We start from the raw sequence: 12,385 nt of genomic DNA, 5'->3' as shown, positions 1-12,385 counted from the left end.
GTGTACTGAACCGACGAGGCCCAGTACAAATTTCCCCAAGGAAACTAAATTAAGTATAGTGCGCTGCAAAAATTTACGCATGAAAAAATCCGTCACTTGGACGCAGAAGCGACACTTTCAGCGACTTTGTTGTTCGAATAATAAAAGAAAATCACAGAGTTGCGTTTTTTAGTTGTCTGTAATCCAACACTTTCGTGTGGATTGCACCCCGGGATTGCGACATATCGTCGCAGCTGATATGCGCAAACAGCCCTGGCCCGGCCCGCGATGCCCGTCGGAAATCCCCGTGATCGCCTCGAATTCCGCCAGCTGGCGGGCTTGAGCGTCTCTTGCTGACTGTCAGTACCCTCCTCCGCTGCTGTTGGGCTTCCGTCAGGCAAGTGTCAAAGTGAAGGAATATAATGAGAATCGTTCCTGATTTCTTCGACTGAAGCACACCATCATGCGTCTCACCGAACTTCCCAAGGGCATTGCCGCCATTGTCGATCATGTTGCCGACCTGCACGCCGCCGATGCCGTCGCCGCCCGTCTGCGCGACCTCGGTTTCGTCACCGGTGAACCGGTACGGGTGGTGGCGACGGCGCCCTTTGGTGGCGATCCCATCGTGGTCCAGATCGGCTCCACCCGTTTTGCCTTGCGGCGGGCCGAAGCGCAGCGGGTGTCGCTGCAGGCCGGTTCGGAGATGGCAGCATGAGCGCGGGCGCACTCAACATTGCCCTGGTCGGCAACCCCAACTGCGGCAAGACCGCGCTGTTCAACCAGATGACCGGGGCGCGCCAGAAGGTGGCCAACTATGCCGGCGTGACCGTGGAGCGCAAATCGGGCAGCTTTACCGCCCCTTCCGGACGTCAGATACGGGTGGTGGACCTGCCCGGCGCCTACAGCCTGCAGTCGGTCAGCCCCGACGAACGGGTGACGCAGGCGGTGCTGCAGGGACGCTACCCGGGCGAGGCGGTGCCGGATCTGATCGTCTGCGTGGCCGATGCCACCAACCTGCGCCTGCACCTGCGCTTCGTGCTGGAAGTGCGGCGCCTGGGGCGGCCCATGGTATTGGCCCTGAACATGATGGACGCCGCGGCCAGGCGCGGTATCCGGGTCGACGTGGCGGCACTGTCGCAGCGGCTGGGCATGCCGGTCATCGAAACCATCGCCGTCAGGCGTGGTGGTGCCGATGCCTTGCAGGCGGCCATCGACGACGCCCAATCGCTGGCGGCACCCACGGCGCCGGCAGTGGCCGACCTGCACGTGGAGGTGCGCGCCCTGCTGGCGGACACCGTCGTGATGCCGGCACCGACCGACCGGCGTGATGACGCAATCGACCGCATCGCCCTGCACCCGGTGCTGGGCGTGCTGCTGCTGGCGCTGACCATGTTCCTGGTGTTCCAGGCCGTATATGCCATCGGCAAGCCGATGACGGACGCCATTGCCGATGGCTTCGGCACGCTCGGTGGCGTGGTCGGTGAATGGTTGCCCGAGGGGCCGCTGCGCGGCCTGGTGACCGATGGCCTGGTGGCCGGGCTGGGGACGGTACTGGGGTTCCTGCCGCAGATCCTGGTGCTGTTCTTCTTCATCCTGCTGCTGGAGGAATCCGGCTACCTGCCGCGCGCGGCTTTCGTGCTGGACCGGGTGATGGTGTCGGTGGGCCTGTCCGGGCGCTCGTTCATTCCGCTCTTGTCCAGTTTCGCCTGCGCCATCCCCGGCATCATGGGGGCACGCAGCATCACCGATCCACGCGACCGGCTGGCCACCATCCTGGTGGCACCACTGATGACCTGCTCGGCGCGCCTGCCGGTGTATGCCTTGCTGATCGGCGCCTTCATTCCGCATCGTGCGGTGCTGGGTTTCTTCAATCTGCAAGGGCTGGCGCTGTTCTGCCTGTATGTGGCGGGCATCGCCGCCGCCATGCTGGTGGCCTGGGTGGCCAAGCGAATTGGCCGTGCGCGCCAGGAGCGTGCGCTGTTGATGGAACTGCCCTCCTATCGCCTGCCGCACTGGCGCGATATCGCGCTGGGTTTGTGGGAGCGCGGCGCCATCTTCCTCAAGCGCCTGACCGGCGTGATGCTGGCGCTGACGGTCTTGATGTGGGCCATCTGCACCTTCCCTGCCCCGCCGGCCGGCGCCACCGAAGCGGCCATCGACTATTCCATCGCCGGCCATATCGGCCATAGCCTGCAGTACCTGTTTGCACCGCTGGGATTCAACTGGCAGATCAGCCTGTCGCTGATTCCGGCCTTCGCCGCCCGCGAAACGGCGGTGGCGACGCTGGCCACCGTCTACGCCGTCGGTGGCGACGAGGGGGCAGCCTTGCAGACGGCGCTGGCTGCGCATATCTCGCTGGCCAGCGCGCTGTCGCTGATGGTGTGGTTCGCCTTCGCGCCGCAGTGCATGTCCACGCTGGCCATCATCCGGCGCGAGACACAGTCCTGGCGCATGGTGGCGTTGTCCTTCGGCTACATGTTCGTGCTGGCCTATGCAGCGTCTTTCCTTACCTATCGGATCGCGGGGTGGCTGGCATGAACAGCTTGTGGTGGCAATACCTGATCATCGGCCTGCTGGTCGCGGCCAGCCTGCTCTACATGGCACGCAAGCTGGCGCCTGCGGTGAGCTGGCGCTGGCAGGCGCGGCTGGGGAGCTGGCTGGTGCGGCGTCGTGGCGCGCCCTGGCAGGCGCTGGGCCGGCGCATCCTGCCACCGGCCAGGGCTGGCGGTTGCGGCGGCGGCGCCTGTGATGGTTGTGGCGACAGTGGCGACACCTTGCCGCCACTGGAACAGAAGATCAGCTTCCACCGCCGCAGATAAGGACCGGCTCCCGCGGCGGGCTGCGGTCAGTGCAGTTCCTCGGCCTCGAAGCCGGCTGCGCGCAGCGCCTGCAGCACCTGGGCCAGATGCGGCCGGCCGCGGGTCTGCAATACCAGTTCGATATCCACGTTTTGCGCGGCCAGCAGCGTAAAGGCGCGCTGGTGGTGCACTTCGTCGATGTTGGCGCCGGCTTCGGCGACGATGCCGGTGATGCGCGCCAGGGTGCCAGGGACGTCGCGCGAACTGACCTTCACCCGTGCCAGGCGGCCGGCGCGGACCATGCCGCGCTCGATGATGGCCGTCAGCAGCAACGGATCGATGTTGCCGCCCGACAGCACCAGTCCCACGCGCTTGCCGCGGAAACGGTCCGGATAGCGCACCAGTGCCGCCAGTCCGGCCGCACCCGCGCCTTCGACCAGGGTCTTTTCGATTTCCAGCAGCATCAGCACGGCCTGTTCGATATCGCCCTCATCGACCAGCAACAGATCGTTGGCTTCGCGGGCGATGATGGCGCGGGTCAGGGTGCCGGGCGTGCCGACGGCGATCCCTTCGGCGATGGTGCTGGAGCCGACCGGATGCTCGGTCCCCTTGACCGCATTGACCATGGTCGGAAAACGCCGTGTCTGTACACCCACGATCTCGATCTCCGGCTTGATGGCCCGTGCTGCGACGGCCATGCCGGCCAGCAGGCCGCCACCGCCGATGGCCACCACCAGGCAATCCAGGTCCGGCACCGCTTTCATCATTTCCAGCGCGACCGTACCCTGGCCGGCGATGATGGCTTCGTCGTCATAGGGGTGGACGAAGGTCAGGCCTTCCTTCTCGGCCAGCTCGTAGGCGTGGGCGCGTGCCGCTTCCAGGGTATCGCCATGCAGTACCACGTTGGCGCCGAAGCCGCGGGTACGCTCGATCTTCACGCCGGGGGTAAAGCGCGGCATGACGATGGTGGCCGGCAGGCCCAGCCGCTGCGCGTGATAGGCCACGCCCTGCGCATGGTTGCCGGCCGACATGGCCACCACGCCGCGTGCGCCGTCCTGGCTGGCGGCAACGTCGACCATCTTGTTGCAGGCACCGCGCTCCTTGAAGGATGCAGTGAATTGCAGGTTCTCGAACTTGAGGAAGACCTGGGCGCCGACGATCTGGGACAGCGTGCGCGATTCCACGCAGGGGGTCTCCAGGATCTGGCCTTGCAGTCGGCGGGCGGCTGCTTCGATATCGTTGAGCGTTGTCATCCTGCGATTGTAGAGCCAATGCACCGGTTTGTAGCACCTCGTGCGGCACGCCACCGAGGATGGCGATAAATCGAAGCCGTGGCCAGGCCAACTTGGCAATTGGAAAAATCCTGGCGTAGCGATGTCGATTTTTCGTCTGGCTCGGGCGATGCGGATTGTCGCTTCGCCAACACCAAATTTCTTTCACCGTCACCATTGAAGTCGCTGGTTCGGGCGACTAGAGTAAAGACTCGTCGCGCCACCGCCTGGATCTCTTGCCCCAGTGGAAGCGACACCTGGAAGTGCCGTCCGGCCTTCCTCCTCTCGCAGGTCCGATCAGACTCAGCCGTTCTCACCAAGGAGACACCATGAGCATCGCCACCCGGCATCCGGATGTCCGGCCCCCCTCGTTGCCGCCTTTCGGCACTGCCCTGCCCGACCGCCCGCGCCACGTACAGCGCACCTCCCCACTATTGTTGAAACTGGTCGAACTGGACCCGCGCGAGGTCGTCGAGGGCGTGATGACGCCGGCCGGCTTCGTCACCGCCGACGTGGTCCCGGTGGGACCCATGCGCGAGGCCTGCCCGCACTGCGATGGAGTGGCCCTGCAACTGGTGCTGCGGCACCGGCATGTCAAGCGCAGCCACCTGTTCTGCAGGAGCTGCACCCGGGTCTATGATGCCCTCAATGAAAGCGGGTATTCGGTGTTGACGGTGTGAATCACCTGCATATCGGGACGCCTAGAGCTTGTAGGGAACCCGTACTCCGGGCTCATTGGCGGGAAAGTCCTTGGTGTTGCGCGAGACCAGCAGCAGGGAATGTTCCTGTGCGGATGCCCACACGATGGCGTCCGGCAGTCGGATTCTCCGTTGCTGGCGGATCATCATGGCGCGCTGGGCCACGGTGCTGTCCAGATTGATCAGGTGGAACGAGGATAGCCACGAACGCAGGGCCTCTTCATTGTCTTCCGAGGCGCCTACCATCACCTCCATCCAGGTAATGATGCTGATGGCACGGTATTCATAGCGTGCCATCTCCTTTTTGGCCGCGACAATGCCGTTGAGATAGTCCACCAGGATATTGGTGTCGAAGAGCGCCTTTACCATTCCGAGCGCAGCTCCTTCTGATAGGCCAGCCCATCCACCTTCTTCTTTTTCCAGAGGCCGAAGACCTCGGCGTCGTGCTCCGGCTTGTGTTGGGCGATGTAGGCGGCGATGGCCTCCCGGATGACGACGGCGCGCGGACGCTGCTGGCTATCGACGATCTGGGTCAGTTCTGCCAATTGCGAATCGGGGATGTCGACCAGAATGCGGCTCATCGTGGGCTCCGTAGTGATGAATGATATACATATCATATATCAACCATGGCAACGGGATGCGCGAAGTTTATTCAGAGCGCCTGGCAATCTTGTCTTTGGACACAGTAGAATCACCCCCTCGATGCAACAGAAGAGATGCGAATGGAATATGCCTACAAGCTGATGGCCTCTCCGGCCGGATTGCTCAAGCTGGTTGCCAGGGGCGATCACCTGGCGGCCATCCTGTGGGAGGACGATGACGCCCTGCGCGTGCGTCTGGGCGAGATGGTGGAGGACGAGGATCGCCCGGTCTTGCTGGAGACCGAACAGCAGCTGCGCGAATATTTCGCCGGCGAGCGTGACAGCTTCGAGCTGCCCTTGCACTTCGAGGGGACCGAATTCCAGCGCCAGGTCTGGTCGGCACTGCTGGACATCCCCTACGGCCAGACCCGTACCTACCTGGACATCGCGCGCCAGCTCGGCAATGAAAAGGCGGTGCGCGCCGTGGGCGCGGCCAATGGCCGCAATCCCATTTCCATCATCGCGCCCTGCCATCGCGTCATCGGTGTGGGCGGTGCGCTGACCGGCTTTGCCGGTGGCCTGCATGTCAAGAAGCTGCTGCTGGCCATCGAAGGCATCGCCACTGAAGGACAGGATGCCGGCCAGGTGATCGATCCGCGTCGCAAGGCGCAGTCACGTCGTCGCGAAGACCCCAACCAGCTTTCCCTGCTGTAAACGATATAAATAATTACGGGGAGTGTGGCGCTTCAGCGCTGCATGCCCCATTTCTTCACGGTCGCCCGCTCCAGGGTATTGAAGACCAGGTTTTCCACCAGCAGGCCGATCAGGATCACCATGGCCAGCCCGGCGAAGACCTTGTCGGTGTAGAGCTCGTTGCGGTTCTGGAAGATGTACCAGCCCAGGCCGCCCTTGCCGCTGGTGGCGCCGAATACCAGTTCGGCCGCGATCAGCGTGCGCCAGGCGAAGGCCCAGCCGATGCGCAGGCCTGCCAGGATGGAGGGCAGGGCCGCCGGGACCAGTACCTGCAGCACGAAGCCCAGTCCACGCAGGCCGTAGTTGCGGCCGGCCATGCGCAGGGTGTCCGATACCCCCAGGAAGCCTGCATAGGTATTCACCGCCAGCGCCCACAGCACCGAATGCACCAGCACGAAGATCAGGCTGCCTTCGCCCAGGCCGAACCATAGCAGGGCAATGGGGAGCAGGGCGATGGCCGGGAGCGGATTGAACATCGAGGTCAGGGTGCCCAGCAGATCACGTCCGAACTGGGTGGACACGGCCAGCGTGGTCAGCACGAAGGCGGCGACGATTCCCAGCACATAGGCCTTGAGCAAGACCTGCAGCGACAGCCAGGTCTTGCCGAACAGCTCACCGCTGCGAATGCCCTCGGCAAAGGCTTGCGCCGTCTGCAGGAAGGTCGGCAGCAGCAGGTCGTTGTTCTGCCAGCGGGCGATGGCTTCCCAGACCAGCGCCAGCAGCAGCAGGATGGCGCCCTTGCGCACCCAGCCTTGTTGCCAGATGCGTTGCGGCAGCGTGAAATGGCGCTCCAGTACGAGGCCGGGCAGGGGCGTCAGCGGAACTTCATATTCGTCGCGGATGGGGGGAGTCTGGGGCATGGTGCTATTCAGTAGGAGAAACGGACGTCGCTGAAGTTGATGCGGGGCTCGGGCGCGGCAGCGGCGCCACCTTCGTCGAACAGCAGGCGGTGGATGCGCTGCGCGGTCTGCTGGAAGCCGACCCCACCCAAACTGGAGAGGTCGTACTGGTGGCTGTTGATCTCGGCGCGTACGCGGCCCGGATGGGGCGAGAGCAACAGGATGCGGTTGCCGACCACCAGCGCTTCCTCGATGGAGTGGGTCACGAACAGCAGCGTGAAACGCACTTCGTCCCACAGCGCCAGCAGCTCTTCCTGCATCTTGCGGCGGGTCAGGGCGTCGAGGGCGGCGAAGGGTTCATCCATCAGCAGCATCTTGGGCTGCATCGCCAGGGCGCGGGCGATGGCCACGCGCGCCTTCATGCCGCCGGACAGCGTATGCGGATAGGCGTCGGCAAAGCGCGTCAGACCGACCTTGTCGAGGTAGTGGCGGGCGCGTTCGGCAGCTTCGCGCTTGCCCAGGGTGCGCGAGGCCAGCAGCGGGAACATCACGTTGTGCAGCACCGTCTTCCAGGGTGGCAGCTGGTCGAATTCCTGGAACACCACGATGCGGTCAGGTCCCGGCTGGCGCACGGTGCGGCCCTCCAGGCGGATCTCGCCGGCGGCCGGCGGCAGGAAGCCCGCCACCGATTTCAGCAGGCTGGACTTGCCGCAGCCAGACGGCCCCAGCAGCACGAAGCGGTCAGCCGGATGTACATCGAAGCTGACTTCGTGCGTCGCCTGCACCACCGCCGTGGCGCTGCGATACTGCAGGCTCACGCGGTCCACCTGCAGCAGTGGTTGCAGGCTTGCCGTGGCACTCACGCTGGCGGTCTCAGCTGCCGGGTTGTGCATACGCTTCCTCGAAGAAGTAGTCTTTCCAGGAGCTGGCGCGGTTCTTCAGGACGCCCAGTTCATGCAGCTTTTCGGCATAGACGAAGGTGCGCTCGGGAGAGACGGTGAAACGGATTTCCGGGTCTTCGACGATCTTGCGCACGAACTCCGGTGCCAGCCTGGACTTCTGCACGCGGATGAAGGTATCGGCCGCCTTGGCCTTGTTGTTGCGCACGAACTCTGCCGCCTCCACCAGTGCCTGGTAGAAGGCGCGATAGGTCTTGGGATTATCGTCGTGGAATTTCTGGGTGGTGTAGAGCACGTTGAAGGTCGCCGGGCCGCCCATGATGTCGTAGGAGCTGATCACCTTGTGCACGTTCTTGTTCTCCAGGGCCTGGTACTGGAAGGGCGGGCTGGAGAAGTGGGCGTTGATCTCCGAGCCGCCGGCGATGAGGGCGGCCGTGGCGTCCGGGTGCGACAGGCTCACGCTGATGTTGTCGAAGCGCTTGAAGTCTTCCTTGCCGAAGACCTTGGCGGTTTCGATCTGCAGCGTGCGCGACTGGAAGCCGACCCCGGCGGCCGGTACGGCGATACGGTCCTTGTCGCTGAAGTCCTTGATGCTCTTGACGTTGGGATTGTTCGACAGCAGGTAGTTGGGCATGGAGCCCAGGGAAGCGATGGCCTTGACGTTCTGGCGGCCGCGTGTGCGGTCCCACAGCACCAGGGCCGGTGGCGCGCCGGCCGAGACCACGTCCAGGGCGCCGGCCAGCAGCGCCTCGTTCATGCCGGTGGCGCCGGACAGGCTGGTCCATTCGACCTTGATGTCCAGACCGGCCTGCTTGCCGTATTTCTCGATGAGTTTCTGGTCCTGTACCACGTCCAGGATCAGGTAGCCGATGCCGAATTGCTGGGCGATGCGGATGCTGCCTTCGGCCATGGCCTGGGTCGATACACCGGCGGCCAGTACGCCAGCGGTGAGGACCGCCAGCCATCTGGGCGAGATGAAGGATAAGGAGGGGCGGCGCATCTCAGCTACCTCCCTGGATGTGGGCGTCGTCGAAGAAGTAATCCTTCACCGAGGCCGGCTTGTTCTTGATGGCACCCACGCGGTGCATGAACTCGGCCAGGCCGTAGGTATTCTGCGGAGCGATCTTGAATTGCACTTCGGGGTTGGTGATGATCTGCAGCAGCAGCTTGCGATCAGTATTGCCCTTGTTGACCTTGAGGTAGATATCGGCCGCCTTCTCGGGATTGGCGGCGATGAACCTGGCGGCCTCCTCCAGCGCGCCGAGGAAGGCGCCATAGGTCTTGGGATTGTCCTTGCGGAATTTCTCGGTGGCGTACAGCACTGTGGCTGAGGACGGGCCACCCAGCACGTCGTAGGACTTCAGCACGATGTGGGCATTGGGGTTGCCCGCCAGTTCCTGTTCCTGGAAGGGCGGATTGCCGAAGTGGCCGGTGATCTCGGTGCCGCCGCTGATGATGGCGGCGGTGGCATCGGGATGCGGCACGGCGATACTGAGCTTGTCCAGCCGGTTGTACTGGGCGTCACCCCACAGCTTGGCCGAGGCCAGCTGCAGCACGCGCGACTGCACCGAGACGCCGACGGCCGGCACGGCGATGCGATCCTTGTCGCTGAAGTCGGCAATGGTCTTGACCTTGGGGTTGTTGCTCACCAGGTAGTAGGGGAAGTTGCCCAGCGAGGCGACGCCACGTACGTTCTGGCGGCCATGAGTGCGGTCCCAGATGGTCAGCAGCGGTCCCACGCCAGCGCCGGCGATGTCCACCGAACCCGACAGCAGGGCATCATTGACGGCCGAGCCGCCGGAGAGCTTGAGCCATTCCACCTTGATATCCACCCCGGCTGCCTTGCCGTGCTTTTCGATCAGTTGCTGGTCCTGCGCCACGTTGAGCAACAGATAGACGATGCCGAACTGCTCGGCGATGCGCAGCTGGCCTTCGGCGCGGGCCAACAAGGGCGCGGCCGCCAGGGTCAGCGCCAGGCCGCCGGCCAGGGTGGTGGTCAAGAGACGCCGCAGGCGTCCTCGGGGGGGAGAGGGTAGTGGTCATGGTGTCCTGTATCGTGGATGGCGGGCCGGAGAATCCGGCAGGGGCTGACAAGTCATGGCTTAGAACCGTCACGATGGAAAAGCGCGGTTCTTTATTCGTTCGGAGTATATAAAGGGCAGGGGAGAAAGAAAAACTCGATTACCGCATATCCATATGCGTCGCCCGTATAGGCCGCAATCGCTTGTCCAGCAAGGGTTTGCGCAGGAAATGCGGAGTTTCCCGGCAGGTGATTCAGGAACTGCGACATGGCCCGTCTGTCAAGTTCGACAAGCTTCTGAAGAGGCTGGGGCGCAACGTCAGGGTGGGCGCCGGCGGCATTTTGAGCCGGCCACGGGTAGAGTGCGATAAAGTACGCGTCCTGCCCGGACAGACCGTCGCTTGCCTCCCTGGCAAGCCCTGTTGAAGCCAGAACCCTGTCCGCCGGCACTCATTTGAAGAAGCAAGGGAGCAAGATGAGTTCATCTCACACCAATCCGAGTCTTTCCCTCCGATCGTCCAAATTCCACTTGATTACCCTGGCAGCGCTGGGCGTGGTGTTTGGCGACATCGGTACCAGCCCGCTGTACGCACTCAAGGAATGTTTCAGCCCCGACCACGGCATTGCCTTTTCCCCGGGCGCGGTGCTGGGCATCATCTCCATGCTGTTCTGGGCCATCACCATCGTGGTGACCATCAAGTACGTGATGTTCGTGCTGCGCGCCGACAACAACGGCGAAGGCGGCGTGCTGGCGCTGATGGCGCTGTCCTTGCGGTCGGCCGTCTCGGGCTCGCCGCGGGCCAAGCTGCTGATGATGCTCGGCGTGTTCGGCGCCTGCATGTTCTATGGCGACGTGGTCATCACGCCAGCCATTTCGGTGCTGTCGGCGGTGGAGGGGCTGGAAATCGCTGCGCCCAGCACCACGCATGTGGTGATCCCGCTCACACTGGTGATCGTGGTGATCCTGTTCCTGATCCAGCGCCATGGCACCAGCGTGGTGGGGCGCTTCTTCGGTCCGGTGATGTTCCTGTGGTTCCTGTCGCTGGCGCTGCTGGGCATCTACAACATCGTCAAGGCACCGGAGGTGCTGGTGGCGATCAATCCCTACTATGCCGTGCATTTCATGGCCGAGCACTCGCTGCAGGCCTTCATCGTGCTGGGCTCGGTGGTGCTGGTGCTGACCGGCGCCGAGGCGCTGTATGCCGACATGGGGCACTTCGGCATCAAGCCGATCCGCTATGCGTGGATCTTCACTGTCATGCCCTCGCTGCTGATCAATTATTTCGGTCAGGGTGCCAACCTGATCGCCAATCCGGAGGCAATCAAGAATCCCTTCTACCTGATGATCCCCGATCCGTTGGTGCTGCCCATGGTGCTGCTGGCGACCTGCGCCACCGTGATCGCCTCGCAGGCGGTGATCTCGGGTGCGTTCTCGCTGACCAGCCAGGCCATCCTGCTGGGCTTCGTGCCGCGCATGCGCATCCTGCATACCTCCGAGGATGAACAGGGCCAGATCTACATCCCCCTGATCAACTGGATGTTGCTGGTGGTGGTGGTGGCCGTGGTGCTGGCCTTCAAGAAATCCGACAACCTGGCGGCCGCCTATGGCGTGGCCGTGACCACCACCATGGTCATCACCACCATGCTGCTGGGCGTGGTGATGCGTCATATCTGGAAGTGGCGCACGTCGGCCGTGGTGCTGACCATTGCCTGCCTGCTGATCGTCGATGTGGCCTTCTTTGCCGCCAACCTCTTGAAGCTGACCGAGGGCGGCTGGTTCCCGCTGGTCATCGGCGGCGCGGCCTTCTTCCTGCTGATGACCTGGTATTCGGGTCGCATGCTGCTGCGCATGCGCATCAAGGATGACGGCATTCCCATCGAGCCCTTCATCGAGGGCCTGCTGGCCCATCCGCCGCATCGGGTCGGTGGCACGGCCGTGTTCATGACGGGCAATATCGCCACCGTGCCGGTCGCGCTGCTTCACAACCTGAAGCACAACCGCATCCTGCATGAGCGGGTGTTCTTCCTGAAGATCAGCATCTGGGACGTCCCCTACGTGGCCGACAGCGAGCGCCTGACCATGAAGGAACTGGGCGGCGACGTCTACCTGCTGCGCGCGGCCTTCGGCTTCAAGGAAGCACCGGAAGTGCAGAAGGTCATGACTCTGACCGAGCAGCAGTTCGGTCATCACTTCGACCTGATGGATACCTCCTTCTTCCTGGCGCGCGACACGGTAGTGCCGAGCAAGCTGCTGGGCATGTCGCTGTGGCGCGAGCGCCTGTTCGCGTGGATGTACCAGAACGGCGCCAAGCCTTCGGACTTCTTCCACATCCCCGCCAACCGGGTGGTGGAGCTGGGAACCAAGGTCGAGATCTGATCGTCCGCGACGATGTTGCAAGGATGCCGTTCAGCTGACCGCTGAACGGCATTTTTCTTTGTGGTCAGGCAGGCGGGCGGAATTCATGCGGCTTGTGCACGTCGAAGGGCCATCGTAGGACAATCGCAAGGATCCCTGCCGCCCGAGGCAGCGGTCATTCACTGTTTTCA

13 protein-coding genes are annotated in these 12,385 nt (G+C 63.5%); 6 read left to right on the top strand and 7 right to left on the bottom strand.

From position 1 onward, the window contains the following. The first annotated feature begins 442 nt into the window (after positions 1–442). Genes ACEOAC_RS00685 through ACEOAC_RS00675 form a run of 3 tightly spaced genes read left to right on the top strand, consistent with a single transcriptional unit; the run spans position 443 to position 2,798 of the window. Complete coding sequence (locus ACEOAC_RS00685; RefSeq protein WP_006465337.1) at positions 443–694, top strand: FeoA family protein; 252 nt, start codon at positions 443–445, stop codon at positions 692–694. Beyond that, complete coding sequence (feoB, locus tag ACEOAC_RS00680; protein ID WP_413444561.1) at positions 691–2,517, top strand: ferrous iron transporter B; 1,827 nt, start codon at positions 691–693, stop codon at positions 2,515–2,517. Before ACEOAC_RS00685 ends, feoB begins: the two co-directional genes overlap by 4 nt. Continuing rightward, positions 2,514–2,798, top strand: a complete 285-nt coding sequence (locus tag ACEOAC_RS00675; RefSeq protein WP_413628635.1) for a DUF6587 family protein — start codon at positions 2,514–2,516, stop codon at positions 2,796–2,798. The genes feoB and ACEOAC_RS00675 overlap by 4 nt, the downstream gene beginning before the upstream one ends. 26 nt (positions 2,799–2,824) lie before the next feature. On the opposite strand, the gene ACEOAC_RS00670 is transcribed toward ACEOAC_RS00675, so the two are convergent. Then, a complete protein-coding gene (locus ACEOAC_RS00670; protein WP_006465340.1) occupies positions 2,825–4,030 on the bottom strand; it encodes a threonine ammonia-lyase in 1,206 nt (401 codons plus the stop codon). A gap of 347 nt (positions 4,031–4,377) precedes the next feature. Between ACEOAC_RS00670 and ACEOAC_RS00665 the strand changes: the two genes are divergently transcribed. Then, positions 4,378–4,728, top strand: coding sequence for a hypothetical protein (locus tag ACEOAC_RS00665; protein WP_182993456.1), 351 nt, complete (start codon positions 4,378–4,380; stop codon positions 4,726–4,728). 21 nt (positions 4,729–4,749) lie between these two features. Here ACEOAC_RS00665 and ACEOAC_RS00660 read toward each other — a convergent pair whose 3' ends face one another. Next, complete coding sequence (locus ACEOAC_RS00660; protein ID WP_413443965.1) at positions 4,750–5,115, bottom strand: type II toxin-antitoxin system VapC family toxin; 366 nt, start codon at positions 5,113–5,115, stop codon at positions 4,750–4,752. Beyond that, a complete protein-coding gene (locus ACEOAC_RS00655) occupies positions 5,109–5,327 on the bottom strand; it encodes a ribbon-helix-helix protein, CopG family (RefSeq protein WP_006465343.1) in 219 nt (72 codons plus the stop codon). Before ACEOAC_RS00655 ends, ACEOAC_RS00660 begins: the two co-directional genes overlap by 7 nt. A gap of 141 nt (positions 5,328–5,468) precedes the next feature. Between ACEOAC_RS00655 and ACEOAC_RS00650 the strand changes: the two genes are divergently transcribed. After that, on the top strand, positions 5,469–6,041 hold the full coding sequence (locus ACEOAC_RS00650; protein ID WP_006465344.1) for a methylated-DNA--[protein]-cysteine S-methyltransferase: 573 nt from the start codon (positions 5,469–5,471) through the stop codon (positions 6,039–6,041). A gap of 32 nt (positions 6,042–6,073) precedes the next feature. Here the strand turns inward: ACEOAC_RS00650 and ACEOAC_RS00645 are convergent, their stop codons facing one another. Genes ACEOAC_RS00645 through ACEOAC_RS00630 form a run of 4 tightly spaced genes read right to left on the bottom strand, consistent with a single transcriptional unit; the run spans position 6,074 to position 9,818 of the window. Further along, positions 6,074–6,940, bottom strand: coding sequence for an ABC transporter permease (locus ACEOAC_RS00645; RefSeq protein WP_006465345.1), 867 nt, complete (start codon positions 6,938–6,940; stop codon positions 6,074–6,076). 8 nt (positions 6,941–6,948) lie between these two features. Then, complete coding sequence (locus ACEOAC_RS00640; RefSeq protein WP_077236514.1) at positions 6,949–7,812, bottom strand: ABC transporter ATP-binding protein; 864 nt, start codon at positions 7,810–7,812, stop codon at positions 6,949–6,951. Next, positions 7,793–8,818, bottom strand: a complete 1,026-nt coding sequence (locus tag ACEOAC_RS00635; protein ID WP_413443964.1) for an ABC transporter substrate-binding protein — start codon at positions 8,816–8,818, stop codon at positions 7,793–7,795. The genes ACEOAC_RS00640 and ACEOAC_RS00635 overlap by 20 nt, the downstream gene beginning before the upstream one ends. Before the next feature lies 1 nt (position 8,819). Then, positions 8,820–9,818 carry an ABC transporter substrate-binding protein gene (locus ACEOAC_RS00630; protein WP_413443963.1) on the bottom strand — a complete coding sequence of 333 codons (999 nt, stop codon included), beginning with the start codon at positions 9,816–9,818 and terminating at the stop codon, positions 8,820–8,822. A gap of 495 nt (positions 9,819–10,313) precedes the next feature. Between ACEOAC_RS00630 and ACEOAC_RS00625 the strand changes: the two genes are divergently transcribed. Beyond that, positions 10,314–12,215: a potassium transporter Kup gene (locus ACEOAC_RS00625; RefSeq protein ID WP_102664370.1), complete on the top strand. Its 1,902-nt coding sequence runs from the start codon at positions 10,314–10,316 to the stop codon at positions 12,213–12,215. Positions 12,216–12,385 lie beyond the last annotated feature (170 nt).

Source organism: Herbaspirillum frisingense, assembly GCF_047325095.1.
Classification (GTDB): domain Bacteria; phylum Pseudomonadota; class Gammaproteobacteria; order Burkholderiales; family Burkholderiaceae_D; genus Herbaspirillum; species Herbaspirillum frisingense.
Note: the sequence above shows the minus strand (reverse complement) of the source record. Positions and strands in the feature narration are given on the sequence as shown.